This is a genomic window from Kitasatospora sp. NPDC028055 (assembly GCF_040637885.1).
Lineage (GTDB): Bacteria > Actinomycetota > Actinomycetes > Streptomycetales > Streptomycetaceae > Kitasatospora.
On sequence record NZ_JBEZXE010000001.1, the window covers coordinates 67,351 to 93,026 of the forward strand.

The window sequence follows — 25,676 nt, forward strand, 5'->3', positions numbered from 1 at the left end:
TTCTACTGCTCCTCGGGGGTGCTGACGGGGTCGCCGGAGGCGGCGAGGGTGGTGATCAGGTGGCGCCGCCAGTGGGCGTCGTCCCGCTCGGGGAAGTCCTCGCGCCAGTGGCAGCCGCGGGTCTCCTCGCGCTGCGCGGCGGCCGCGACCAGCGCCGTGGCGACCAGCAGCAGGTTGGCCGCCTCCCAGGTCTCCACCCGGGGGTCGGCCGGCTTCTCCTCGGCCACGTGGCAGCGGGCCTGCTCGGCGATCAGGGCCAGCCCGGCCGCGGTGTCGGCCATCGAGGCGGCCGAGCGCAGGATCCCCGCGCCCCGCGACATCAGCCGCTGGATCTCGGCCCGGGCCTCGGAGCCCGGCAGCGGCACCGGGTGCGCGGCCCGCGCCGCGGCGACGTCCACCGTGCGCTCGGGCAGCTCGCCGGCCGCGTGCAGCCCCGCCAGGTCGGCGGCGATCCGCTCGGCGAAGACCAGGCCCTCCAGCAGCGAGTTGGAGGCCAGCCGGTTGGCGCCGTGCACCCCGGTGCAGGCGACCTCGCCGCAGGCGTACAGGCCGGGGACGCTGGTGCGGCCGTGCCGGTCGGTGCGGATACCGCCGGAGGCGAAGTGCGCCGCCGGGGCGATCGGGATCGGCTCGGTGACCGGGTCGATGCCGTGGGCGCGGCAGAAGGCGAGGATGGTGGGGAAGCGGTGCTCCCACATCTCGGCGCCGAAGTGCCGCCCGTCCAGGTACATGTGCTCGGCGCCCTGCTCCTGCATGCGCCGGGTGATGGCCTTGGCGACGACGTCGCGCGGGGCGAGTTCGGCCAGCTCGTGCTGTCCGACCATGAAGCGCACGCCGTCCGCGTCCACCAGGTGGGCGCCCTCGCCGCGGACCGCCTCGGAGACCAGCGGCTGCTGGCCCTCGGCGTCCGGGCCCAGCCACAGCACGGTGGGGTGGAACTGGACGAACTCCAGGTCGGTGACGGCGGCGCCGGCCCGCAGGCCCAGCGCCACGCCGTCGCCGGTGGAGACCGCCGGGTTGGTGGTGGCGGAGAAGACCTGGCCCATGCCGCCGGTGGCGAGCACCACCGCGCGGGCCCGGACGGCGCCGACGCCGTCGCGCTGGCCCTCGCCCATCACGTGCAGGGTCAGCCCGGCGGTGCGGCCCTCGGCGTCGGTCAGCAGGTCGAGGACGAGCGCGTGCTCGATCAGCTCGATGCCGGGGTCGGTGCGGACGGCGGCGACCAGGGCGCGCGATATCTCGGCGCCGGTCGCGTCCCCGCCCGCGTGCACGATCCGGCGGCGGTGGTGGCCGCCCTCGCGGGTCAGCAGGATCTCGCCGTCCTCGCCCCGGTCGAACAGGGCGCCGGTGGCGATCAGCCGGCGGACGGCGTCCGGGCCCTCGGTGACCAGGGTGCGGACGGCCTCCTCGTCACAGACGCCGGCGCCGGCCACCAGGGTGTCGTCCAGGTGCTGCTCGGGGGTGTCCCCCTCACCCAGGGCGGCCGCGACGCCGCCCTGGGCCCAGCGGGTCGAGCCTTCGTCCAGCACGGCCTTGGTGACCACCAGGACCCGCAGGCCGGCCTTGCGGACGTTGAGGGCGACGGTGAGACCGGCCACCCCGGAGCCGACCACGACCACGTCGGTGGTGGCGGTCCACCCGGGGCTCGGGGCGGTGAGGCGATGCGTAACGGACATGGCTCAGTGGCTCCTTCAGCGCGTGGCCGCGGTGGCCGCGCCGTCCTCGTCACGGTACGCCGTGTCCCCGCGCAGCAGTCCGCTGCCCTCCGGTGCCTCGGCGGGGTCGCCGCCGAAGCCGGTGATCCGGTTGTGCTCGTCCACGAAGACGACCTTCGGCTCGTAGCCCTTGGCCTCGGCCGTGTCCATCTGCCCGTAGGCGATGAGTATGACGAGGTCGCCCGGGTGGACCAGGCGGGCGGCGGCGCCGTTGATGCCGATCACGCCGGTGCCGCGCGGGCCGGCGATGGTGTAGGTCTCCAGCCGGGCGCCGTTGTTGATGTCGACGATGTGGACCAGCTCGCCGGGGAGCAGGTCGGCGGCGTCGAGCAGGTCCTCGTCCACCGTGACCGAGCCGACGTAGTGCAGGTCGGCCTGGGTCACGGTGGCCCGGTGGATCTTGGACTTGAGCATGGTGCGGAGCATTGCGGGTCACGCCTCCTGTGAGTGCATGCCTGAGGGGTTCTGACTGCGGTACTACCGGACGATGATGCGGACGTTGTCGATCAGGCGGGTCGAGCCCACCGTCGCGGCGACGGCCAGCACCGCCTCGCCCTGGAAGTCGTCCGCCGCCTCCGAGAAGTCGTGCGGGTCGATCAGGGCGAGGTAGTCGGGGGTGACGCCCTCGGCGCCGTCCAGGACGGCCGAGGCGGCCTCGCGCACGGCCTTCGGGCCCTGCGCGGCGACGTCCCGGCCGGCGAACAGGGCCTTGGACAGGACGAGGGCGCGGGTGCGCTCCTCCTCGGAGAGGTAGCGGTTGCGCGAGGACAGCGCCAGGCCGTCCTCCTCGCGGACGGTCGGCACGCCGACGACCTCGACGTCGAAGTCCAGGTCGGCGACCATCCGCTGGATGAGCGCCAGCTGCTGGGCGTCCTTCTCGCCGAAGAAGGCGAAGTCCGGGTCGGTGATGTGCAGCAGCTTGGCGACGACGGTCAGCACCCCGTCGAAGTGGCCGGGCCGGGTGGCGCCCTCGAAGCGCTCGCCCATCGGGCCGGCCGCCAGGCGCACCTGCGGCTCGCCGTTCGGGTAGACCTCCTCGACGGACGGCGCGAACACCACGTCGGCGCCGTTCTCCTCGGCCAGCCTCACGTCGGCGTCCAGGGTGCGCGGGTAGCGCTCCAGGTCCTCGGTCGGGCCGAACTGCAGCGGGTTGACGAAGACCGTGACCGCGACCCGGCCCTCCCGGCCGACCTGCTTGCGGGCGGCCCGGATCAGCGCGGCGTGGCCCTCGTGCAGGGCGCCCATGGTCATCACCACGGCGTTGTCCACCGGGCTCTCGTCCGGCCAGAACGCGGCCTCGAAGTCGTCCACGGTGTGGGTGACGACGGCCCGGTGGACCTTCGGCGCCCGCTGGGCCTTGCTCGGCTGCTTCCCGCGTGCCATCAGTGCTTCTCCTCGTTCAGTACGTCCAGCAGTGCTGCCGCCGACGCGTCGTCGATCGTCCCGTTGGCGAGCGCCCGCTGCGCGGTGGCGCGGGCCATCGCCCGGTAGGCCGCCGGGATGTCCGGGGACACCGTACTGAGCTGCGCCAGGTGGCGCCGTACGGTGCCCGCGTCGCCCCGGGCGACCGGGCCGGTGAGGGCCGCGTCGCCGGAGCGCAGGCTGTTGTCCAGGGCGGCGCCGAGCAGCGGGCCGAGCATCCGGCCGGGCTCGGCGACGCCGGCCGTACGCAGCAGGTCCATCGCCTGGGCGACCAGGGTGACCAGGTGGTTCGCACCGTGGGCGAGGGCGGTGTGGTAGAGCGGGCGGACCTCCTCGGGCACCCACTCGGGCTCGCCGCCCATCTCCACCACCAGCGCCTCGGCGACCGGCCGGAGCTCCTCGGGGGCGGTCACCCCGAAGGGGCAGCCGGCCAGCCGGGCGAGGTCCACCGAGGTGCCGGTGAAGGTCATCGCGGGGTGCAGGGCCAGCGGCAGCGCCCCGGCCCGGGTGGCGGGCTCCAGGATGCCGACGCCGTGCGCGCCGGAGGTGTGCACCAGCAGCTGGCCGGGGCGGACCGCCCCGGTGGCGGCCAGTCCGGCCACCAGGTCGGCGAGTGCGTCGTCCGGGACGGTCAGCAGCACCAGGTCGGCGGCGGCCATCACCTGCGGCGGGGTGACGATCCGCACGCCCGGCAGCAGGGACTCGGCGCGGCGCCGGGAGGCGCTGGACACCCCGGAGGCGGCGACCACGGTGTGCCCGGCGAGCTGCAGGGCGGCGCCCAGCGCGGGGCCGACCCGGCCGGTGCCGACCACGCCGACGGCGAGCCGGGCCGGTCGGCTGCTGGGGTCGCCGAGGCCGTCGGCGAGCGGGGCGAACTCTCCGAAGTCGGCGAAGTCGGACGAATCCATGTCCACCCTTGTCCTGAATGACCGTTCCGGTCCGCGTCGGGTACCGGACGTACCGCCCCAGTGTACGGGCGGCCCCGGCTGCCCTCCCTAGTCGGACGCCCCGGCCCGGATCAGCCCGGCCTCGTACGCCAGCACCACCGCCTGGACCCGGTCGCGCAGCCCCAGCTTGGCCAGGATCCGGCCGACGTGGGTCTTCACGGTGGCCTCGGAGAGCACCAGCCGGGCCGCGATCTCGCCGTTCGACAGGCCCTGGGCGACCAGCAGGAACACCTCCCGCTCGCGCTCGGTGAGCGGCCCCAGGACGTCCGAGCCGGGCGCGCTGTGCGGGGTCGGCAGCACCTCGGCGAAGCGGTCGATCATCCGCCGGGTGGTGGTCGGGGCGACCACGGCGTCCCCGCCGTGCACCGCGCGGATCGCGGCCACCAGCTCGGTCGGCGGGACGTCCTTGAGCAGGAAGCCGCTGGCCCCGGCCTTGAGCGCGGCGAAGGCGTACTCGTCCAGGTCGAAGGTGGTGAGGATGAGCACGTGCGGGGCGTTCGGCAGCGGACTGCCGTCCTCGGCCAGGCAGATCCGGCGGGTCGCCTGCACCCCGTCCAGGCGCGGCATCCGGACGTCCATCAGGATCACGTCCACCTGCGTGTGCCGCAGCAGGTCCAGGGCCTGGGCGCCGTCGCCCGCCTCGGCGGCGATCTCGATGTCGCCCTGCGACTGGAGGATCATCCGGAAGCCGGTGCGCAGCAGCTCCTGGTCGTCGACGAGCATCACGCGGATGGTCAAGATGGCTCCTAAGGGGGGCGGGGGGTTAGTGCGCCGCCTTGAGCGGGAGGACGGCGCGGATCCGGAAGCCGCCGCCGGGGCGGGGGCCCACGTCGAGGCTGCCGCTGACCATGCCGACCCGCTCGCGCATGCCGATCAGGCCGTGGCCCAGACCGTCCGTGCCGCCGGCGGCCAGTTGTTCGTCGGTGCTGCCGCGGCCGTCGTCCTCCACCAGGACGGCCAGCTCCCGTTCGCCGAAGTCGACCGCGACCCGGGCGTGGACGTCGGGGCCGCCGTGCTTGCGGACGTTGGTGAGCGCCTCCTGGACGATCCGGTAGACCGTCAGCTCGACCCCGCGGGGGAGTTCGCGCGGGTGCCCGGAGGTCGCGTAGTCGACCTCCAGTCCGGCCGTGCGGACCTGCTCCAGGAGGTCGGGCAGCTCCTCGACGCCCGGTTGCGGGACGTACTCCTCGGCGGTGTCGGCGGTGCGCAGCACGCCCAGCAGGCGGCGCATCTCGACCAGCGCCTGCCGTCCGGTGGAGGCGATCGTGCCGAGCGCCTCCTTCGCCTGCTGCGGGGAGTTGTCCAGCACGTAGGCGGCGCCGTCGGCCTGGACGATCATCACCGACACGTTGTGCGCGACCACGTCGTGCAGCTCGCGGGCGATCCGGGCCCGCTCGGCCGCGACCGCGACCTTGGCCTGGGCGTCCCGTTCGCGCTCCAGCCGGGCCGCGCGGTCCTCCAGCTCGGTCAGGTAGGCCCGCCGCACCCTGGTCAGCCGGCCCCAGGCCCAGCAGAGGATGAACGGGGTGCTCATCAGCACGGTGACCAGCGCCGCCTCGGCGAAGCCGTACGGGCGGGAGACGTACACCCCGGTGTGGTCGGTGGTGGACGTCTTCACCAGGTGCATCCGCCAGAAGGCCAGCGGACCGGCGGAGAGCCCGGCGAGCAGGGCGAGCCGGGAGGTCCACTTCTGGCCGAAGGCGGCCCCGGTGTAGGCGAACACCAGGTAGGCGATGGAGGAGCCGCCCGGGTCGATGTCGGCGGCGACCTGGCCGAGGCCGACGCCGGTGGCGGCGGCGACGGTGACGTCGGGGAAGCGCCGGCGGAAGACCATCAGCAGCGGCAGCAGCACCGCGATCAGGATCTGCGTGTTGAGGAGCCAGCCGCTGCCGGAGGAGCTGTCGGACACCAGGGCGAAGAAGAGCACGAACGACGCCCAGACGGCGTCGACCACCATGGGGTGACGGCGGAGCCAGGCGTTGAGTCGATGCACGTGTCCAGCCTAGGCAGTCGTACGAGGTGCCCAGGTCCGCCGGTAGGGCGATCCGTCCTACTCCGTAGGTCGGAGACGGCCCTGCTCCGGTTGGAAGGGGCCGCGCGCCGCCGGGTAGCGTCCCGGCCCATGACGTGGATGCGGTGGGCGCCCGCCATGGAACGGGCCCTGTACGACCGGGACGGCGGCTTCTACCGCAGGCCGGAGGGCCCGGCCGGGCACTTCCGGACCTCGGTGCACGCCTCGCCGAGGTTCGCCCGTGCGGTGGCCAGGCTGCTGCTGGAGGTTGACGAGGCCCTCGGCCGTCCGGAGGAGCTGGCCCTGGTCGACGTCGGGGCCGGGCGCGGCGAACTGCTGGCCGGGGTGCTGGCCGAACTGCCCGGGCCGGTGCTCGCGCGGCTGCGCCCGTACGGTGTGGAGCTCGCCGAGCGGCCCGCCGGACTTCCGTCCACAGCCCTGTGGACGACGGAGCCGCCGCGCGGGGTGACCGGGCTGCTGTTCGCCAACGAGTGGCTGGACAACGTGCCGCTGGACGCCGGGGAGGTCGACGGGGACGGCGTGCTGCGCTACCGCGAGGTGGACACCGCGACCGGTGAGGAGCGCCTCGGCGAACCCGTCTCGGCGGCCGACGCGGCCTGGGCCGAGCGCTGGTGGCCGGCCGTCGAGCCCGGGGAGGTGGTGGAGTTCGGGGCGCCCCGGGACGCCGCCTGGGCCCGGGCGGTGGCCGGGCTGGAGCGCGGACTGGCCGTCGCCGTCGACTACGGGCACACGGCCGGGCGGCGGCCGCCGTTCGGGACCTTCACCGGTTTCCGGGACGGCCGGGAGGTGGCCCCGGTGCCGGACGGCTCCTGCGACGTGACCGCGCACGTCGCGCTGGACGCCGTCGCCGTCCCCGGTCTCCACAGCCTGTGGACGACGCAACGCGAGGCCCTGCGCGCGCTCGGGGTCAGCGGCGGACGCCCGCCGCTGGCGCTCGCCTCCACCGACCCGGCCGGCTACCTGCGGGCGCTGAGCGGCGCCGGGGAGGGGGCCGAACTCACCGACCCGGCCGGGCTGGGCGGCTTCGGATGGGTCCTGCAAGCCGTCCGCATGCCGGTACCGGAAAGCCTGGCGGCCCTGCCGGGATGGCAGACTCTGGGGTCATGAGGGAGACCACGGTCGGCATCGGGGCGGGAGCCGAGAACTTCACCGGCGAGGCGGGCACCACCGACATGGTGCTCAACATCGGCCCGCAGCACCCGGCCACCCACGGCGTGCTGCGGCTGCGGCTGCTGCTCGACGGCGAGCGGATCGTCACCGCCGAGCCGGTGATCGGCTACATGCACCGCGGCGCGGAGAAGCTGTTCGAGGCCCGTGACTACCGGCAGATCATCATGCTGGCCAACCGGCACGACTGGCTCTCCGCCTTCTCCAACGAGCTCGGCGTGGTGCTCGGCGTCGAGCGGATGCTCGGCATGGAGGTCCCCGAGCGGGCGGTGTGGATCCGCACCCTGCTCGCCGAGCTCAACCGGGTGCTCAACCACCTGATGTTCCTCGGCTCCTACCCGCTGGAGCTCGGCGGGATCACCCCGATCTTCCACGCCTTCACCGGCCGCGAGGACCTCCAGCACGTGCTGGAGGAGGCCTCCGGCGGCCGGATGCACTACATGTTCAACCGGGTCGGCGGCCTCAAGGAGGACCTCCCGGCCGGCTGGCTCGGCCGGGTCCGCGCCGCCGTCGCCACCGTCCGCTCCCAGCTGCCGGTCTTCGAGGACCTCGTCCTCGGCAACGAGATCTTCCGCGCCCGCACCGCCGGCGTCGGCGTGCTCACCGCGGCCCAGGCGCAGGCGTACGGGGTCAGCGGCCCGATCGCCCGGGCCAGCGGCCTCGACTTCGACCTGCGCCGCGACGAGCCCTACCTCGCGTACGGCTCCGAGGAGCTGCGGCAGGTGCTCACCGTCGTCACCCGCGAGGAGGGCGACTGCCTCGCCCGCTTCGAATGCCTGCTGGAGCAGACCGGCAACTCGCTGGACCTCGCCGACGCCTGCCTCGACAAGCTCGCCACCCTCCCGCCCGGCCCGGTCAACCAGCGGCTGCCCAAGGTGCTCAAGGCGCCCGAGGGCAGCACCTACGCGTGGACCGAGAACCCGCTCGGGATCAACGGCTACTACCTGGTCTCGCGCGGTGACAAGACGCCGTGGCGGCTCAAGCTGCGCTCGGCGTCCTTCAACAACATCCAGGCGCTCACCGAGCTGCTGCCCGGGACACTGGTCGCCGACATGGTGGCGATCCTCGGGTCGATGTTCTTCGTGGTCGGCGACATCGACAAGTAGGCAGGTACCCAGGGGGTGCGCCGGTACCGGGGGCGTGCCGGTACCGGCGGGCGGGGTCAGTCCTTCTTCGGCTTCCTGACCGGGTCCGCCGGGTGCGGGGCCACCCTGCGGTCGCCCTTGGTGGCGATCCGCTCCTCGCAGAGCCGGGCCAGCACCTGGTACGCCTCGCGGCCCATCAGCTCGGTGAGCTCGGGGCGGTAGCTCACGTACACCGGCACCGCGCCCTGGTGCGCGGCCGGGGCCCCGGTGCACCACCAGTGCAGGTCGTGGCCGCCCGGGCCCCAGCCGCGGCGGTCGTACTCGCCGATCGTCACCTGGAGGTAGCGGGTGTCGTCGGGGCGGTCGATCCAGTCGTAGGTGCGGCGGACCGGCAGCTGCCAGCAGACGTCCGGCTTGGTCTCCAGCGGCTCGCGGCCCTCCTTGAGGGCCAGCGCGTGCAGGGCGCAGCCGGCGCCGCCCGCGAAGTCCGGGCTGTTCACGAAGATGCAGGCGCCGTTGACCCGGCGGGTCTGGCGGTCGCCGTCCTCGTCCAGCATGGTCACGCCGCCGTCGGAGCGGATCCGGCCCTTGGCGTCGGTGCCCTCGGCGAAGTTCTCCCACAGCTCGGGCGTCAGCCGGGCCGCGTGGCCGAGGACGCGCTTCTCGTCGTCCTCGTCCGAGTAGTGGGCGCCCAGCGTGCAGCAGCCGTCCGACTCGCCGCGGCCCTCGCGGATGCCGTGGCAGCCCTGGCCGAAGACGCAGGACCAGCGGGAGGTCAGCCAGGTCAGGTCGCAGCGGAAGACCTGCTCCTCGTCGGCGGGGTCGGCGAACTCGACCCAGGCGCGCGGGAAGTCGAGCGGGACCTCGTCGCGCGGGATCTCGCGGCGCAGGGTCGGCATCGCGAGGTCGACGGGAGCGGGGGCGGCCGGGGGCTTCGCCTTGGTCTTCTTCTTGGACGTTTCTGCTGGTGCCACCCGGCAAGGGTAGAGCTTCGCGGGGGCGTACGGGCCGGTGGACGACGCCCGGCGCGCGCCCGGGACGCGGTGAAGGCGGGGTGAAGAGGTCCGGCCGTGGGCGCCTGCGGGGCCGGGCGCGTGCCTAGGATGGCGGCCGCGGTCCGCTACGGGGAGGTACGGGATGGCAGGCGGCAGCACCGGCAGGTCCGACGGTGACGGCACCGGGTTCGCCCTCAAGCCGTGGGAACTCCACGGCGAGGGGCGGGAGTTCGAGAAGCTCGGACGCGAACTCGGCAAGGCCGTGGGCACCTTGGAGAAGGACCTGGCCGCACTCGGCACGCCCTGGGGCGCCGACCAGCCGGGCAGCGCCTTCGCCGCCGTCTACGGCCCGGCGCACGGTGAACTCCTCGGCGGGCTGAAAGCCCTGGCCGGCCAACTGGGCAAGGTCGGGGCCGGACTGCACAGCATGGCCGAGCGGACCACCGACACCGACACCTCGACGGCGGACGGCTTCGGCGCGACCACCGGACCGGCCGGAGCCGCCCCGGGGGCGGTCGCCCGGCCCGCCGTGTACCAGGGCCCGCCGACGACTTCGGGCACCGGAGCAACCCCGGGGGCGGCACCGGCCGTCCCCCAGGACATGTCGGTCTGAACACGTCGGTCTGAACACGTCGGTCTGAACATGTCGGTCTGAACGGCCCGGCTCGAAGGGGGAAGAAGCGCGTGTCCCGGAAACTGCCCGAGGAACTGGTCCCGCTCCTGGCCAGGACCGGCCACCCGTGGCCGCAGGCCGACGAGGAGGCCCTGCGCAAGGCGGCCGCGCACTGGCGGGAGTTCGCCGCCGAGGCCGAACGGATCACCCGCCGGGGCGGCGAGTCCGTCCAGCGGGTGGCCGCCGACAACTCCGGCCACGCCGTCGACTCCTTCACCGCGTACTGGCGCACCTACAGCGACGGCGGCAAGGGCCGCCTGCCGGACGCCCACACCGCCGTCGGGCTGGTCGCCGCCGCCTTCGACACCGCCGCGAAGGACGTCGACGGCTGCAAGGCCGAGATCATCGCCACCCTGCGGAACCTGGCCGCCGAACTCCAGCAGGCCCGGGAGCAGGCCGCCAAGGTCCAGCAGACCGCGGCCGAGGTGGCCCGCACCGCCGACCAGGCGGGCCAGGCGGACCAGGCGGGGCAGACGGGGCGGACCGGGGTGTTCGGCGGGCTGGCGAAGTCCGTCGCCGGCTTCGCGGACGGCGTCAGGAACGCCGCCGCCGGCCAGGTCGCGGCGGGCATCGAGGCCGTGGCGGTGGAGACCGCGGCCCTCAAGATCGCCGGACTGCTCGCCGAACTCGGCCGCAGCATGAAGGACGCCCTGGCCACCGCGCTCAAGGACCCCTCCGCCGTCGCCCTGCTGCGCCTCGGCACCACCGCCACGCCCGGCGTCACCACCGCCTCCTACCGCACCGCGGGCGGCTTCGACCCGCTCTCCGCCGGACTGCCCGCGGCCCTCCGCGAACCGGGCGTGCTCGGCAAGGACGGCACCGGACTGGTCGTGCTCTCCGGGAAGGACGGCAGGCCGCTGGTCGGCGTGCCCGGCCTCAGCGTCGCGCTCGACGCCCACGGGCAGCCCGTCCTCGGCGCGGACGGCAAGCCGGTCATCCTGCGCTCCGACGGCACACCGGTGGCCGACGCCGCCGGGCTGCTGGTGGTGACCGGAGCGGACGGCAAGCCGGTGGTCGGGGTGGCCGACCTGGCCGTCCGGCTCGACGAGCACGGGCAGCCGGTGCTCACCGACCAGGCGGGGAAGGACCTGCACGGGCTGCCGCTCGCCGACCTGACCGACCCGCGGGACCGGAAGGCCCCCGGCGGTGACCCGAAGGGGGCGGGGGTGCTGCCGACGGTGGACCAGGCCGTCGCGCCGGTGGTCCCGTCCGTGCTCGCCGCCGCGTCGCCCTCCGCGGACCCCACGGCCGTCCCGTCCTCGGCACCGACGGCCGACCCGGCCGCCGCGGCCACCGGCCCCTCGTACGGCGGCTCGCACCGGACCGTGGCCGCGGCCGCCGACTGGTCGCCGCCCGCCCGGGACGACGGGCCGTCGGTCCGGGCGGCGGCCCCCGCCCACCAGGGCGGCTCGGCGGTGGCGGCGGGCTGGTCGGACGGGGACTACCCACTCCAGGCGCCCTCCCACACCGGGGGAGGCGGCGGTGGCGGCAGCGTGCCGGTGACCGTACGGACCGACTCCGTGGCCGCGCCGCCCGCGCCCGTCGCCGCGCCGTCCACCGGCGGACCCGGCTACAGCCCGGCGCCGGACGCGCCCCCGGTCGTCCGGCCGGTCGGTGTGGTCGGCGTGGTGGGTGCGCCCGGGCCGTTCGGGACACCGGCCTACTCGGGCGGCTACCCGGTGGCGGGCCCGATCGGCACCGTCGGGCCCGGCCCGCTCGCCGTGGGCGGCGGATACCCGGCGCACCCGGCCGCGCCCTTCGGCAGCGGCGTCGGGGCGGGTGCGCCCGGCGGCGTCGCGGCCGGTACGCCGGTGGCCGGTACGCCCGTGGCCGGCGCGCCCGTGGCCGGGACACCTGTCGTCGGCGCGCCCGTCGTCGGTGCCCCGGTGGCCGCCGGACCGCAGCCCGGCGCGCCCCGCACCCCGGCCGGAACCCACGGCCCGGCCACCGCACCCCCGCCGCCGGCCGAGCCGCCGATCGTCGGCACCACCCCGGTCATCGGCCGGCCCGAGGCCCACCACCCCGACGGCCGCCGCCGGGACACCGCCGCGGGCCTCGCCGACCCGACCCTCGCCTGGGGCGCCGTCCCGGTCGCCACCGCCCACGCGATGGCCCTCCAACTCGCCCTGCGCGCCCGCCGCGGCCCGCTCGCCGACGGCCCCGAAGAACCCCGACCGCGCACCATCGCCGACAGCCGCCCGTACGGACGGCCCGGCGGGCTCGGCCCGGTCGACCCCCAGCACCAGGCCGAACTCGAACGCCGGGTGCCCCGCGACCAGGACGACCTGCCCGCCCGCCACCCCGATCCGGCGGCCGGCGGCTGGGCCGAGGCCGTCAACGCGGGCGGCCACCGCGAACCCGGCCGGGCCAACAACAGCCTGGAGATCGCCCTCTCCGCCGTCGACACCTACACCGGCCGCCCCACCTGCGCGGCCCCGCGCATCCCCACCGAGGGCGACGCCGGCGAACGCGGCGGCCGCGACCGCGCCGAACGCGAACTCGGCGCCCCCTTCCGCGACCTCGGCGACGGCGGCCAGGCCTTCACCCGCCTCGCCGCCGAACTCCGCCGGGCCGGGCACGGCGCCCAGGCCGTGCTGCTCACCCTGGACGCCTACGGCCGCCCGCACGCCTGGAACGCCGTCAACCACCGGGACACCGTCACCTACCTCGACCACCAGCTCGCCCGCCGTGGACCCGCCCCCCTCCACCCCGCCACCCAGGGCCTCTGGGCCATCGCCCTGAACCCGGAGGGCCGCCCGCTGGACCTGGTGGCGGCCTGAACTCCTTGCGGCACCCGTCCCTGGCACCCCATCGGGTTCGCGCGGGAAGCCGGTTCGGCCGACTTCCCGCGCCGACGGAGCGGCCGTGCCCGGGGATCCCGGTCGGGCGGGACCGGTACCGGCGTCCTCCTTCGGCGGATTCCCCCGGTAGCCGATCGGGGCTGGATGATCGGGGCTGGACGATGATGGGGTCCGATTCGACGACGGGGGTGTACGGGTGATCGCACGGGCGCAGGCGGTGGAGGCGGGGCACCGGTGGATCAACGGGGATCTGCCGCAGGGGGCCGGGGTGGCGCGGCGGGTGTGCGCGCACGAGTTCGAGCTGGGGTGGGTGGTCTGGGCGGAGCCGCCGCGGGTGGAGGTGGACCCGCGGACGGGGGAGCGGCGGGCGCCCGAGGAGGTCGGGGCCGCGTGCGCCGTGGTGGACCGGGAGAGCGGGCGGTTCACGGTCTGGCCGTCGGTTCCGGTGGAGGAAGTGGTCGGGCTCTACCGGGACTTCGTCGGCGCGGGCGGCCACGACCCGACCCGGCCGCCGGCCACCGGCCGGGGCGCCCGGGCCGAGCTGACCTACCGGGACGGCACCGGCGCCACCCGCGCGCTGGCGCTGCGCTCGGCGGCCGGGCTGCCGCATCCGGCGCTGCGCGGCTGGTGGTGGCTGCGGGAGCGGGGCGTCGCGGCGGAGGACGTGCTGGCGGTGCGGACCGACCTGCGGATGGCGGCCCTGCCCGGCGGCTACTGGTCGTACGCGCTGGCGGCCGAACTGCCGCACGTCCGGCTGGACTTCGACCTGCCGTACGGCCCGCGCTTCGACCACCGGGCCGCCGCCGTACGGGAGTTGGCCGCCGGGCACGCCGGGCACGCCGGGCACGCCGGGCACGCCGGGCACGCCGGGCACGACGCGCCGGACGCGCCGGCCGGGCCGGGGCGCAACCGGGTGCCGTTCCCGCGGGCGGTGCCGCCGCTGCCGGCGGAGCCGGACGCCGCCCTGGCGCAGCGGCTGGCCGAGCGGTTCGGTCCGGCGGGCGTCCAGCGCTTCGATCCGGCGGACGTGGTGCGCGCCGAGCTGCCCGGGGAGGCGGCGGCGCTGCTGCTGGCGGTCGGGCTGCCGAAGGCGGTGGACGGCTTCTTCGCGCTGCACCACCCGGGCGCGGAGGCGATCGCGGACGGTTCCCGCCCGGGCACCGTGCTGCCCCCGCTCGCGCCGTACCTCGCCGCGCTCGGCCGCGGCACCCGGGCGGCCGAGCGGGAGCGGACGGCGGCGGCCGGGCAGCTGGTGCTGGGGACGGACGGCTGGGCGCTGATCACCCTCGACCCGGCGGACGGCGCCGTCCGGGCGGTGGACCCGGACTACGCGACGGCCCGTCACTGCAACGCCGACCTGCGGGCCTTCGTCCGCTGCCTGGAGCTGTTCGCCGGCTGGTGGCCGACCCTGCGCGGGCTGGACCCGGCCGCGGCGGGCACGGCGGTGGACGCCCTGCAGCGGGGGCTGGCGGAGCTGGACGGTACGGTCTACGGCGATCCGGAGAACTGGTGGGCCGTCATCGTGGAACAGTTGTGGGACGGCCTGCTCTGATCCGGCCGCGGGCCGTGTCGAACCGGCCGATCCCGGCGATCCCGGCGGACCGGGGAACCGGACGTCGGTGCGGGGCTGTCAGAAGGATCAAAGGATCAGATGACCGCGTATGACCCGTACCAGCCGACCCCGAGCGACCGAAACCGGAGCACCGAGCCGTGACCGCCCCGCCCCGCGCCGCCCAGACGGCCGTCCTCGCCGCGCTCGCGGTCCTGGCCGCCGGGTGCGCCTCCGCCGGTCCCGCGTTGCAGGCCCGCTCGCCCGCCGCGCCGCCGGTGTGCGCGTCCCCGGTGGTGATCGGGCACCGGGGTGCGCCGTTCAACGCGCCCGAGAACACCATGGCCTCCTTCGAGACCGCCCTCAAGCAGGGCGCGGACTGGCTGGAGACCGACGTGCAGACCACCCGGGACGGCGTCCCGGTGCTGATGCACGACCCGACCGTGGACCGCACCACCAACGGCAAGGGCGCCGTCGCGGACCTGACCGCCGCCCAGGTCGCCGCCCTGCGGGTGACCGTCGGCCCGGGCGGCGCCCAGCCCGTCCCGACCCTGGAGGAACTGCTCGCGCGGCTCTCCACCAGCAGCGCCACGCTGCTGATGGAGCTCAAGTGGCAGCGCCCCGAGGACGTCACCCGGATCGCCCGGATGGCGGCCGGCAGCCGGGCGCACATCGTGCTCTACTCCTTCTCGGTCGCCAACCTGCGCCAGGCCCACGCGGTGGCCCCCGCCCTGCCGGTGGTGCTGATCCAGAGCGGCGGGATCGCCGAGGACCCGGGGGACCTCAAACTGGACGGCATCGCCCTGGACGCGGGCCTGGCCACTGCCGCCCGGATCGCGGCCGAGCGCAAGGCCGGGCGCGAGGTCTACGTCTGGACGCTGGACGGTGACGAGGCCTGGCAGCTGATGACCGCCCGGGACGCCGACGGCCTGATCACCGACACCCCGGGCCCGGCCCGCCGCTGGGTGGACGCCAACTGCCGCACCGAGCGCCGGGCCGGCCCGCGCGGCCACTGAGCGCACGGCGGTCGGGGAGCACCCACCGATCGCACCCGGAACGGTCGGGAACGACCTGGACCAGCGCGAATACGGTCACAACCGATCTCCTCCAGGGCCGGATCGCGTAGCGTGGAGAGTTATGCGACTCGGTGTGCTCGACGTAGGTTCCAACACGGTCCACTTCCTCGTGGTGGACGCCCATCCGGGTGCCGCCCCGCTGGCCGCGTACTCGCACAAGGCCGAACTGCGCCTGGCCGAACTGCTCGACGGTTCCGGCGCGATAGGCGAGGCCGGCGTCGACCGGCTGATCGGCCACATCGCCTCCTCGCTGCGGGTCGCCGAGGACAAGGGCGTGGTCGACATCCTGCCGTTCGCCACCTCGGCCGTCCGCGAGGCCGCCAACGGCGAGCAGGTGCTGCGCCGGGTCGCCGCCGAGACCGGGATCGAACTGCGGGTGCTCTCCGGGCAGGACGAGGCCCGGCTCACCTTCCTGGCCGTCCGGCGCTGGTTCGGCTGGTCCTCGGGCCGGCTGCTCAACCTGGACATCGGCGGCGGCTCGCTGGAGATCGCCTGCGGCCTGGACGAGCAGCCGGACGTCGCCTGCTCCCTGCCGCTCGGCGCCGGGCGGCTGACCGCCCGCTGGCTGCCCGGGGACGTCGCCGAACCGGACGCGCTGCGCGAGTTGAGACGGCACGTCCGCGCCGAGATCGCCAACGTGGTCGGCGAGATCTCCCGGCTCGGGGCGCCGCAGCACGCCGTCGCCACCTCCAAGACCTTCAAGCAGCTGGCCCGGATGACCGGCGCCGCCCCCGCCGACGCCGGCCCGTACGCCGAGCGCCGGCTCACCCGCAGCGGGCTCGCCGCCTGGCTGCCGAGGCTGTCCACGATGACCGTCGCCGAGCGCGCGCAGATCCCCGGGGTCTCCGAGGGCCGGGCCAAGCAACTGCTGGCCGGGGCCCTGGTCGCGGACGCCGCGATGGACCTGTTCGGCCTGGACGAGCTGGACGTCTGTCCGTGGGCCCTGCGCGAGGGCATCATCCTGCGCGAGCTGGACGCCATGGACAGCCCCGCCGACCGGCGCCGCCCCGCGCTCACCCAGTAGCGGGGGAGCGTGCCGGCGGTCACTCCGCCGGGCGTCCGCCCCCGTTCGGGGCGCGCTCCGCTTACGCTGTCTCCCGTGGTGCAACCAGCGGGCGAGGACGGAACGCAGGAGGGCCGCGCTCCCGGAGCGGACGGGCAGCCGCGGTCGGCCGGCCCGCGCGGCCGGCTCGGCAAGGCCGGTCTCGGCAAGGCGGTCAAGGGCGCCACCGCGGCACAGGCCGGCAAGGTGGCCAAGGTCGCCAAGGTCAAGGTTGCCAAGGCTGCCAAGAGCGCCAAGGCGGCCAAGGGGGCCGAGGCCGTCGAGGCGGGCCGACGCACCGCGAAGAAGGCCACGGCCGCCGCCACGGAGCAGAAGCAGAGCGAGCAGCCGACCGCCGCTAAGACCGCGAAGGCCGGGAAGGCCGGGAAGACCGCGAAGACCCCGACCAAGCGGAGCACGGCCCGTAAGGCCGCCACCGGGACCGCCGGGCAGCCGCCCAAGGAGACCCGCACCGCCCGGGCCGCCGGCGCCGCCAAGGCCGCCGTCCAGTCCGTCCGCTCGGTGAAGGCCGCCAAGCGCGACGCCGCCCGCCCGCCGCTGCTGCGCACCACCGACCGGCTGGTGCTGCCCCAGCACCCGACCCTGCACATCCCGGACACCAAGGTCGCGCTGTCCACCGCCTCGGTGTACCCGGCGAGCACCGCCGTCGCCTTCGAGCTGGCCGCCAAGCTCGGCTACGACGGGGTCGAGGTGATGGTCTGGAACGACCCGGTCAGCCAGGACCTGGAGGCGCTGCGCCGCCTCTCCGACGCCCACCAGCTGCCGATCCTGGCCGTGCACGCCCCCTGCCTGCTGATCACCCAGCGGGTCTGGACCACCGACCCGTGGACCAAGCTGGTCCGGGCCCGGGCGGCGGCCGAGAAGCTCGGCGCCGGCGCCGTCGTGGTGCACCCGCCGTTCCGCTGGCAGCGGCAGTACGCCCGCGAGTTCGTCGAGGGCATCAACCGGATGGCGGGCGAGACCGACGTCCGCTTCGCCGTCGAGAACATGTACCCGTGGCGCTACCGCGACCGCGAGGTGCTGGCCTACGCCCCCGGCTGGGACGTCACCGAGGAGGAGTACCGGCACTTCACCATCGACCTCTCGCACGTCGCCACCTCCCGGATCGACGCCTTCGAGATGGTCGAGCGGATGGGCGACCGGCTCGCCCACGTCCACCTGGCCGACGGCAGCGGCTCCGGCAAGGACGAGCACCTGATCCCCGGCCGGGGCAAGCAGCCCTGCGCCGAACTGCTGGAGCACCTCGCCCGCACCGGCTTCGACGGCCATGTGGTGCTGGAGGTCAACACCCGCCGCTCCGCGTCCCCCGCCGAACGCGAGGCCGACCTGGCCGAGGCCCTCGCCTTCACCCGCTTGCACCTCGCCACCCCCTCGCGCGTACGCTGAGCACCGGGCCCGGCCGGGCCCGAACTTCCGCTCGGAGGGGGATACATGACGGAGGATCGGGAATACCGGGAACTCGCCATGAGCTTCGGCGCGGTCGCCGCCGAGTACGACCAGGGCCGCCCCGGCTACCCCGACGAGCTGTTCGACGCGGTGGAGCGGCTCTGGGGCCGCGGCCTCAAGGGCGCCCGGGTCCTGGACGTCGGCGCCGGGACGGGCATCGCCACCCGGCTGCTGGCCGCCAGGGGTGCCGAGGTCGTCGCGGTCGAGCCCAGCGACGGCATGGCCGCCCAGTTCCTGGCCTCCTCGCCGGCCCTGCCGCTGGTCCGCGGGACGGGCGACGACCTGCCCTTCCACGACGCCTCCGCCGACCTGATCGGCTACGCCCAGGCCTTCCACTGGACCAGGCCCGAGCGGTCCATCCCGGAGGCGCTCCGGGTGCTGCGGCCGGGCGGCGCCCTGGCCACCTGGTGGAACCTGCACGACGAGACCGTGCCGTGGGTCCGGGCCCGGGCCGAGCGGCTGGCCGCCGCGCTGCCCGGCCGCTACCGCGGCTACGGCGGGATCAGCGGCCACACCCGGCACTTCGCCCCGGCCGGCCTGGTGGTCGAGCGGACGGTGCTGCACTGGGAGCGGCAGGTCACCGTCGAGCACGTGCTCACCGACCTGACCTCCCGCTCCTACCTGGCCTCGCTCAGCCCCGAGGAGCGCGCCCCGGTGCTGGCCGCCGAGCGGGAGGCGATGGCCGTCGAGTTCCCGGACGGCGTGGTCGCAGAACCGTTCAGCCTGGACCTCACCGTGGCCGTCAAGCCGGCCTGACCGCGAGCCGCCGGTCCGCCGGTCCGCCGCCCGGGGCCCTGCCCCGACTGCCCGCATCGCGGACGCGCCGTCCGCCGGCCGGACGGCGGGCGTAGGCTCGTAAGCCACAACGGCCCCCGCGCCCCCTCACCGGCGGGGCGCCGGCGAGAGCCCCGAAGGAGTGGAGCACAGTGCCCGAGCTGAGGTCCCGTACGGTCACCCACGGTCGCAACATGGCAGGCGCCCGGGCGCTTCTCCGGGCCGCCGGCGTAGCCCGCGAGGACTTCGGCAAGCCGATCATCGCGGTCGCCAACTCCTTCACCGAGTTCGTCCCCGGCCACACCCACCTCCAGCCGGTCGGCCGGATCGTCTCCGAGGCGATCAAGGAGGCCGGGGGCATCCCGCGCGAGTTCAACACCATCGCCGTCGACGACGGCATCGCGATGGGCCACGGCGGCATGCTCTACTCGCTGCCCTCGCGCGACCTGATCGCCGACTCGGTCGAGTACATGGTCAACGCGCACTGCGCCGACGCGCTGATCTGCATCTCCAACTGCGACAAGATCACCCCCGGCATGCTGATGGCCGCGCTGCGCCTCAACATCCCGACCGTGTTCGTCTCCGGCGGTCCGATGGAGGCCGGCAAGGCCACCCTGGTCGACGGCACCGTGCGCAAGCTGGACCTGGTCGACGCGATCTCCCAGGCGGTGAACGAGAACGTCTCCGACGAGGACATCGCGATCATCGAGGAGAACGCCTGCCCGACCTGCGGTTCCTGCTCGGGCATGTTCACCGCCAACTCGATGAACTGCCTCACCGAGGCGATCGGCCTCTCGCTGCCCGGCAACGGCTCCGTCCTCGCCACCCACACCGCCCGCCGGGCGCTGTACGAGAAGGCCGGACGCACGGTCGTCGAGATCACCAACCGCCACTACGGCCAGGACGACGCCTCCGTCCTGCCGCGCGCGATCGCCACCCGCGCCGCCTTCGAGAACGCCATGGCCCTGGACATCGCCATGGGCGGCTCGACCAACACCATCCTGCACCTGCTCGCCGCCGCCCAGGAGGCCGAGCTGGACTTCGACCAGCGGGCCATCGACGCGATCTCCCGCAAGGTGCCCTGTCTGTCCAAGGTCGCGCCCAACGGCTCGTACTACATGGAGGACGTCCACCGGGCCGGCGGCATCCCGGCCATCCTCGGTGAGCTGTACCGGGGCGGGCTGCTCAACGAGGACGTCCACACCGTGCACTCGGACTCGCTCGCCGAGTGGCTCAAGACCTGGGACGTGCGCGGCGGTTCGCCCTCCGCCGAGGCCGTCGAGCTGTGGCACGCCGCCCCCGGCTGCAAGCGCTCCGCCGAGGCCTTCTCGCAGTCCGAGCGCTGGGAGTCGCTGGACACCGACGCCGCCGGCGGCTGCATCCGCAGCGTCGAGCACGCCTACTCGGTCGAGGGCGGCCTCGCCGTGCTGTACGGCAACCTCGCCGAGGACGGCTGCATCGTGAAGACGGCCGGCGTCGACGAGTCGATCTGGACCTTCAGCGGCCCGGCCGTCGTCGTCGAGTCCCAGGAGGACGCGGTCGAGGCGATCCTCGCCAAGCGGGTCAAGGAGGGCGACGTCGTCGTCATCCGCTACGAGGGCCCCAAGGGCGGCCCCGGCATGCAGGAGATGCTCTACCCGACCTCCTTCCTCAAGGGCCGCGGCCTCGGCAAGGCCTGCGCGCTCGTCACCGACGGCCGCTTCTCCGGCGGCACCTCGGGCCTGTCCATCGGCCACGCCTCCCCGGAGGCGGCCTCCGGCGGCACCATCGCGCTGGTCGAGGACGGCGACACCATCGCCATCGACATCCCGGCCCGGACCATCTCCCTGGAGGTCCCGGACGAGGTCCTCGCCGAGCGCCGCCGCGCGCTGGAGGCCGGGCACGGCTACCGGCCGCGGAACCGCGACCGCCAGGTCAGCCAGGCGCTGCGGGCCTACGCGGCGATGGCCACCTCGGCCGACAAGGGCGCGGTCCGGGACGTCAGCAAGCTCGGCTGAGCCCGGCCGGCCACGGCGGAGCCGTCCCGCGGTCCGGGACGGCTCCGCCGCCGTCCGTCCACCGGGCGCGGTGCCACGGCCGGCACCCGGGTGATAATCGACGACGTGAGCGAGCAGCCCCCCACCCCCGCCCCCAAGCCCGCCGGCGCCCCCGAGCCGGAGCCGATCCGCTTCTTCGGCACCTCCTGGCTCAACCGGGACAACGGCTACTGGCTGCGCCGGGTCGGCGTCTCGGCCGGTGCCCTGGCCGCCACCGCCGCCGCCGTGCTGGTGCTGCGCCTCGGCGTCGAGGGCGTCGCGCTCTCCGACAGCGGCGGCGGCTTCCTGAACGGGCTGCTGACCGCCGCCATCGCGGTCTGCTCGATGATGGCCGTCCGGCGCACCTGGAAGGTCCTCACCGTGGGCAGGGACCAGCTGACCGGCTGGATGGCCGAGGAGAAGTCGCTCGGCGCCGTCTGGCTGATCGGCGGGGCCGGCAGCCTGGCCGCCTACTTCGTCCGCAGCCTGGTCGAGGCCCCCGGCGAGGCGGTCCGGCGGGCCGCCCACCGCACGGCCGTCGAGCAGTACGAGAAGCGCCGGGCCGGCCGTGGCGGCCGACCCGGCGGCAAGCGCAGGCGCTGAGCGTCAGGTGCGGCTGACCGTGCCGCACCCCTCGGTCTGCGGGATGTCCTTGCTGCGGTCGTACGGGTCCTCCGCCGGACCGGTCGACCGGGGGCCCGGGTCCTCCGCGCGCAGTTCGTCGAACTGCGCGAACTCCGGGTGGAAGAAGCCGTCGTAGACGCCACAGGCCGAGTTGGCCGGGTCGGTCTGGTTCTTGGCGTACGCGATCTTCTTGGGAGCGACCCGGTAGCGGGCCGGGTCGTAGAAGCGGAAGGTGTCCACCCGGCGGACGATGGTGCGGGCGGTCCAGGTGTCCCCGGACGGGGCGTCGACCGGCGTGAGCAGGCCCGCCGGTTTGGCGGTGCCGCCCTGGGGCGCGGCCGGCTGCGGGGCGCCGGCCGACGGCACCGGCGTCATGGCCCGCTTGGCGGCCTCTGGGCCGGGGCGCAGCGGGTACACGTAGCTGAAGTCGGTGTGGACCAGGACGCCCCTGTCGCCGTCGCCCTCGAAGGTCATCCAGCCCTGCACCTTGATCACCTCGCCCACCGGGACGGCGTCGCGCGGGTCGAAGCGGCTGAACCAGCTGGTCGGGTTGGTCTCCTTGGACGGGTGGTCCAGGGCGGTGGTGGCCATGTCCCGCTCCTCCGGCTGCAGCAGCGCGAGCGCGGCGTCCGGCCGGCCGCCCGCGACCACCTTCGGGTCCAGGTTGCCGGCGATCAGGTAGTCCTTGACCAGCTGCAGCTGGTCGGCGACCTGGTCGGCGGAGAACACCCCGGTGGCCTTGGCCTCGGGCAGCACGAAGACGTCCGCGCCGTTCGGCCAGCCCTCGACGGGGGAGCCCGCCCAGGGGTGGGCCACGGTGGGCTGGTCGGCGGGCACGGTCGGCGCGGCCGTGGTCGGTCTGGCCGTCTCCGGGGCGACGGTCGGCACCGGCACGTGGGCCGCCGAGGAGTCGCCGTCGTGCAGCCAGTTGCGCAGCCCGTCGATGTTGAGCGCGGCCAGCAGCACGGCGACGGCCAGGACGGCGAACAGCGGGGTGCGCCACTCCAGGCCGCCCCGGCGCTTGGCCTGACGGACGTTGCCCCACGGGTCGACCGGCCGGACCTTGGGCCTGCGCCCGAACCGGCGCCTGGCCGGCGGCGGGCCGTCGTTGACCGAGCGGCGGCCGCCCGGGTCGACCGGCGGGGTGTGCTTCCACCGGGCGGACAGCATCCTGGTGCGCCCGGACTGCTCCTTGACGGTGGCGCCCTTGATGAACTCCTCGTCCAGGACGAGGTCGGCGAACGGGTCCTTCCCGCCCGCTCCGGACGGGTTGGACCCGTCCGGCTCACGACCCTCGGAGGGGCGCGGTTCCGGATCTTCGGCTATCGGCATCGCGCCAGTATGCCGACGGGGTGTGACGATCCGTTGATCGGGGGCACGGCCTGTGGTGGACCCGTGTGCCCGGCGGGAAGGTTCACCGCTCTTTGTCCGGAAACCTGCCCCGAATCGACCGGGGGGACGGCCAGGGGACGGCCGGGGGACGGCCGGGGGACGGCCGGGGGAGGCCTCAGCCCTTGCGGCGGGCCTGCTTCACCGAACCCACCACTCCGGCGATCACCAGCAGCAGGCCGGCCGGCAGCAGCGAGATGAAGAAGGAGCCGAACAGCCCGCTGTCGCCCAGGAAGTACTGCGCCAGGGTGTTCAGCACCAGCAGCCCGCCGGCCGCCGGGAGAGCCGACTGCCACGGGTGCGCGTCGGCCCAGCGGCGCAGCCGCCGGTCGGTGGTGTCGCGGCGCAGCTGACCGCCGACGGTGCCGACCAGGAAGAGGAAGAACAGGGCCCAGCCGGCCGGTCCGGCCAGCATGGCCAGTGACCAGTCCCCGGAGATCGCCTCGACCCCCAGGGCGGTCGCGCCCACCACCGCACCGACCCCCGCGGCCGTCCGCCACGGGCCCATCGTCGCCGAGGCGGCGGCGAGTTGCCGGTTCTCACGTCGGGACATCTCGTCGTGTGCCATGGCTCCACGGTGCGCCCGCCCGGGCCCGGAGGCCATAGGGGAAACCCCCGAGTTTTCTCCCTAGGGGCAGAGCACCCAGGCCTTCCGGCCCCTCCCGTCCACTGCCGGGCCCGCCGCCCACGGAGCGGACGGTCCGGCCGGGCGCCGCCGCACGGTGCGAGGATGGCCGCAGTACCGAGGTAAGGAGCGGACCATGGGCAGCAGCGCAGCACACGGACAGAAGATCGCCTTCCTGGGCACCGGCAAGATCGGCGAGGCCCTGCTCTCCGGTCTGCTGCGGGCCGGCACCGATCCGGCGGACGTCCTGGTGACCGCCCGCCGCCCCGAGCGCGCGGCCGAACTCGCCGACCGCTACGGCGTGGTGGCCGTCTCCAACGCCGAGGCCGCCAAGCTCGCCGACACCCTGATCCTCGCGGTCAAGCCGCAGGACATGGGCACCCTGCTGGAGGAGCTGGCCCCGCACATCAGCCCGGACCGGCTGGTGATCTCGGCGGCGGCCGGCGTCCCCACCGCCTGGTTCGAGGAGCGGCTCGCGGCCGGCACCCCGGTGGTCCGGGTGATGCCCAACACGCCGGTGCTGGTGGACGAGGGGATGAGCGTCATCTCCGGCGGCTCGCACGCCCGGGAGGAGCACCTGGCGCGCGCCGAGCAGATCTTCAGCTCGGTCGGCAAGGCGCTGCGGCTGCCGGAGGCCCAGCAGGACGCGGCCACCGCGCTGTCCGGCTCGGGCCCGGCCTACTTCTACTTCCTGGTCGAGGCGATGACCGACGCGGGCATCCTGCTCGGCCTGCCCCGGCAGGTGGCGCACGACCTGATCGTGCAGTCCGCGATCGGCGCCTCGGTGATGCTGCGCGACTCCGGCGAGCACCCGGTGAAGCTGCGCGAGGCGGTCACCTCCCCGGCCGGCACCACCATCGCGGCGATCCGCGAACTGGAGAACCACGGGGTGCGGGCCGCGCTGCTCGGCGCCCTGGAGGCGGCCCGGGACCGCTCCCGGGAGCTGGCCTCCGGCGGGAAGTGACCGCTGCACGACCCCTCCCGCAAAGGCGGCGCACCCCCTACGCTCTCGGCCAACATCGTTCTACCGGCCAGTAGCGAGGTCCCGCATGAGCGTCGTGTCCCCGACCGTTCCGCCCGGCCTGAGAGTCGGGCGGGCCGCGCTCGCCGTCAGCTTCCTGCTCCAGGGCACCACCTTCGCGCTGCTGGTCACCTGCATCCCGGAGATCCAGCACCGGTACGGGCTGAGCGACGGCCTGCTGCCGGTCTTCCTGGCCGCGGTGCCGATCCTGGCCGGGGTGGGCTCGATCCTCTCTGAGCAGCTGGTGAAGCGCACCGGCGCCCGGGCCGTGCTGCGGGTCGTCCAGCCGGCCGTCTGCCTCAGTCTGGCGGGCGCCGGGCTGGGCGACTCGCTGTGGCAACTCGCCCTCGCGCTGGGCGCGTTCGGGCTGCTGGTGGGGGCACTGGACGCCAGTATGAACATGCTCGGGGTGGGCCTCCAGCACCGCTACGGCCGCTCGATCATGATCGGCTTCCATGCCGCGTTCAGCCTCGGCGGCATCCTCGGTGCCGCGATCGCCGGTCTCGGCTCGCACTACGACCTGGGGCTGCCGCTGCTGTTCGGCACGGCCGCGGCGGTGGTCGCCCCGCTCGCGGTGCTGACCGGCACGCGCTTCGCCGGGCCGGCCGAACTCGGCGACGCCGTCCGGGAGGCCGCCGAGGCCGCCGCCCGGACCATCCCCTGGCGCCCGCTGCTGCCGCTCTGCCTGGCGATGGCCTTCGCGTACATCGCGGACGCCTCGGTCTCCAACTACAGCGTCAAGTACCTCACCGACGGCCTGGGCAGCCGGGAGGACCTCGCCAAGCTCTCCTACCTCGGCTACATGGTCGCGATGCTGCTCGGCCGGGCCCTGGGCGACCGCGCGGTGCAGCGCTTCGGCGCCGTGCCGGTGGTGCGCGGCGGCGCCGCGCTGGCCGCACTGGGCTTCGCGCTGGCCGCGCTGGCGCCCGCCGCCTGGGCGGGCATCGCCGCCTTCACCGTGCTCGGCTTCGGCATCTGCGCGATCATCCCGCAGGTGTTCGCCGCCGGCGGCCGGCTCTTCCCGGCCGACTCGGACGCCGCCGTGGCCCGGCTCAACCTCTTCAACTACGTGGGCTTCCTGATCGGTTCACCGCTGGTCGGGGCGATCGCGGACGCGAGCTCCTACCGCTGGGCGCTGCTCGCCCCGATGCTGCTGGTGCTCGCCGTGCTGCCGCTGGCCGAGCGCTTCGCCCCCGCTCCGGCGGTAGAGCTGGCCTGACGGTGGGGGCGGGCGGGGCCCGCCGCCGCCACCCACTA

At 75.0% G+C, this 25,676-nt stretch carries 22 protein-coding genes; 13 read left to right on the top strand and 9 right to left on the bottom strand.

From position 1 onward, the window contains the following. Positions 1 to 2: 2 nt before the first annotated feature. From AB0F71_RS00315 to AB0F71_RS00340, 6 genes are all read right to left on the bottom strand, one after another. A complete protein-coding gene (locus AB0F71_RS00315; protein ID WP_360225809.1) occupies positions 3 to 1,676 on the bottom strand; it encodes an L-aspartate oxidase in 1,674 nt (557 codons plus the stop codon). Between the two features lie 15 nt (positions 1,677 to 1,691). Beyond that, positions 1,692 to 2,141, bottom strand: a complete 450-nt coding sequence (gene panD, locus AB0F71_RS00320) for an aspartate 1-decarboxylase (RefSeq protein ID WP_360225811.1) — start codon at positions 2,139 to 2,141, stop codon at positions 1,692 to 1,694. Positions 2,142 to 2,192: 51 nt separating this feature from the next. Next, positions 2,193 to 3,098: a pantoate--beta-alanine ligase gene (panC, locus tag AB0F71_RS00325; protein ID WP_360225814.1), complete on the bottom strand. Its 906-nt coding sequence runs from the start codon at positions 3,096 to 3,098 to the stop codon at positions 2,193 to 2,195. Then, positions 3,098 to 4,045 (bottom strand): DUF2520 domain-containing protein, encoded by a 948-nt coding sequence (locus AB0F71_RS00330; RefSeq protein WP_360225817.1) that lies wholly within the window; start codon positions 4,043 to 4,045, stop codon positions 3,098 to 3,100. The genes panC and AB0F71_RS00330 overlap by 1 nt, the downstream gene beginning before the upstream one ends. 87 nt (positions 4,046 to 4,132) lie before the next feature. Next, positions 4,133 to 4,822: a response regulator transcription factor gene (locus AB0F71_RS00335; protein ID WP_360225820.1), complete on the bottom strand. Its 690-nt coding sequence runs from the start codon at positions 4,820 to 4,822 to the stop codon at positions 4,133 to 4,135. A 25-nt stretch (positions 4,823 to 4,847) separates the two neighbouring features. After that, positions 4,848 to 6,077 (bottom strand): sensor histidine kinase, encoded by a 1,230-nt coding sequence (locus AB0F71_RS00340; RefSeq protein ID WP_360225823.1) that lies wholly within the window; start codon positions 6,075 to 6,077, stop codon positions 4,848 to 4,850. A 129-nt stretch (positions 6,078 to 6,206) separates the two neighbouring features. On the opposite strand from AB0F71_RS00340, the gene AB0F71_RS00345 reads away from it, so the two are divergent. Next, a complete protein-coding gene (locus AB0F71_RS00345) occupies positions 6,207 to 7,223 on the top strand; it encodes an SAM-dependent methyltransferase (RefSeq protein ID WP_360225826.1) in 1,017 nt (338 codons plus the stop codon). Further along, positions 7,220 to 8,389: an NADH-quinone oxidoreductase subunit D gene (locus tag AB0F71_RS00350; protein WP_360225829.1), complete on the top strand. Its 1,170-nt coding sequence runs from the start codon at positions 7,220 to 7,222 to the stop codon at positions 8,387 to 8,389. Before AB0F71_RS00345 ends, AB0F71_RS00350 begins: the two co-directional genes overlap by 4 nt. A gap of 56 nt (positions 8,390 to 8,445) precedes the next feature. Here the strand turns inward: AB0F71_RS00350 and AB0F71_RS00355 are convergent, their stop codons facing one another. After that, positions 8,446 to 9,267 (bottom strand): hypothetical protein, encoded by an 822-nt coding sequence (locus AB0F71_RS00355; protein ID WP_360227622.1) that lies wholly within the window; start codon positions 9,265 to 9,267, stop codon positions 8,446 to 8,448. 238 nt (positions 9,268 to 9,505) lie between these two features. Here AB0F71_RS00355 and AB0F71_RS00360 point away from each other — a divergent pair, with 238 nt between their 5' ends. The 9 genes from AB0F71_RS00360 to AB0F71_RS00400 all read left to right on the top strand — a co-directional run bounded on the left by AB0F71_RS00360 (position 9,506) and on the right by AB0F71_RS00400 (position 21,363). Continuing rightward, entirely contained in the window at positions 9,506 to 9,976 is a 471-nt protein-coding gene (locus tag AB0F71_RS00360; protein WP_360225831.1) for a hypothetical protein, read from the top strand. Positions 9,977 to 10,047: 71 nt separating this feature from the next. Beyond that, positions 10,048 to 12,816, top strand: coding sequence for a toxin glutamine deamidase domain-containing protein (locus tag AB0F71_RS00365; RefSeq protein WP_360225834.1), 2,769 nt, complete (start codon positions 10,048 to 10,050; stop codon positions 12,814 to 12,816). 217 nt (positions 12,817 to 13,033) lie between these two features. Continuing rightward, positions 13,034 to 14,389, top strand: coding sequence for an SUKH-4 family immunity protein (locus tag AB0F71_RS00370; RefSeq protein WP_360225837.1), 1,356 nt, complete (start codon positions 13,034 to 13,036; stop codon positions 14,387 to 14,389). A 158-nt stretch (positions 14,390 to 14,547) separates the two neighbouring features. Continuing rightward, positions 14,548 to 15,402 (top strand): glycerophosphodiester phosphodiesterase, encoded by an 855-nt coding sequence (locus AB0F71_RS00375; protein ID WP_360225840.1) that lies wholly within the window; start codon positions 14,548 to 14,550, stop codon positions 15,400 to 15,402. A 121-nt stretch (positions 15,403 to 15,523) separates the two neighbouring features. Next, the gene (locus tag AB0F71_RS00380; protein ID WP_360225843.1) at positions 15,524 to 16,486 is read left to right on the top strand and encodes a Ppx/GppA phosphatase family protein; all 963 of its coding nucleotides are present in this window, start codon (positions 15,524 to 15,526) and stop codon (positions 16,484 to 16,486) included. A 621-nt stretch (positions 16,487 to 17,107) separates the two neighbouring features. Next, a complete protein-coding gene (locus AB0F71_RS00385; RefSeq protein ID WP_360227625.1) occupies positions 17,108 to 17,911 on the top strand; it encodes a sugar phosphate isomerase/epimerase in 804 nt (267 codons plus the stop codon). Positions 17,912 to 17,956: 45 nt separating this feature from the next. Then, complete coding sequence (locus AB0F71_RS00390; RefSeq protein WP_360225846.1) at positions 17,957 to 18,727, top strand: methyltransferase domain-containing protein; 771 nt, start codon at positions 17,957 to 17,959, stop codon at positions 18,725 to 18,727. Positions 18,728 to 18,897: 170 nt separating this feature from the next. Further along, a complete protein-coding gene (ilvD, locus tag AB0F71_RS00395; RefSeq protein WP_360225849.1) occupies positions 18,898 to 20,742 on the top strand; it encodes a dihydroxy-acid dehydratase in 1,845 nt (614 codons plus the stop codon). A 105-nt stretch (positions 20,743 to 20,847) separates the two neighbouring features. After that, positions 20,848 to 21,363, top strand: a complete 516-nt coding sequence (locus AB0F71_RS00400) for a hypothetical protein (RefSeq protein ID WP_360225852.1) — start codon at positions 20,848 to 20,850, stop codon at positions 21,361 to 21,363. A gap of 3 nt (positions 21,364 to 21,366) precedes the next feature. On the opposite strand, the gene AB0F71_RS00405 is transcribed toward AB0F71_RS00400, so the two are convergent. Both AB0F71_RS00405 and AB0F71_RS00410 read right to left on the bottom strand, forming a co-directional pair. Then, positions 21,367 to 22,716: a hypothetical protein gene (locus AB0F71_RS00405; RefSeq protein WP_360225855.1), complete on the bottom strand. Its 1,350-nt coding sequence runs from the start codon at positions 22,714 to 22,716 to the stop codon at positions 21,367 to 21,369. 175 nt (positions 22,717 to 22,891) lie between these two features. Then, positions 22,892 to 23,341, bottom strand: a complete 450-nt coding sequence (locus AB0F71_RS00410; protein WP_360225858.1) for a hypothetical protein — start codon at positions 23,339 to 23,341, stop codon at positions 22,892 to 22,894. A gap of 193 nt (positions 23,342 to 23,534) precedes the next feature. Here AB0F71_RS00410 and proC point away from each other — a divergent pair, with 193 nt between their 5' ends. Together proC and AB0F71_RS00420 are read left to right on the top strand one after the other, a co-directional pair. Continuing rightward, positions 23,535 to 24,362 (top strand): pyrroline-5-carboxylate reductase, encoded by an 828-nt coding sequence (gene proC, locus AB0F71_RS00415; RefSeq protein ID WP_360225861.1) that lies wholly within the window; start codon positions 23,535 to 23,537, stop codon positions 24,360 to 24,362. Positions 24,363 to 24,447: 85 nt separating this feature from the next. Beyond that, positions 24,448 to 25,638 (top strand): MFS transporter, encoded by a 1,191-nt coding sequence (locus tag AB0F71_RS00420; protein WP_360225864.1) that lies wholly within the window; start codon positions 24,448 to 24,450, stop codon positions 25,636 to 25,638. The last annotated feature ends 38 nt before the right edge of the window (positions 25,639 to 25,676 follow it).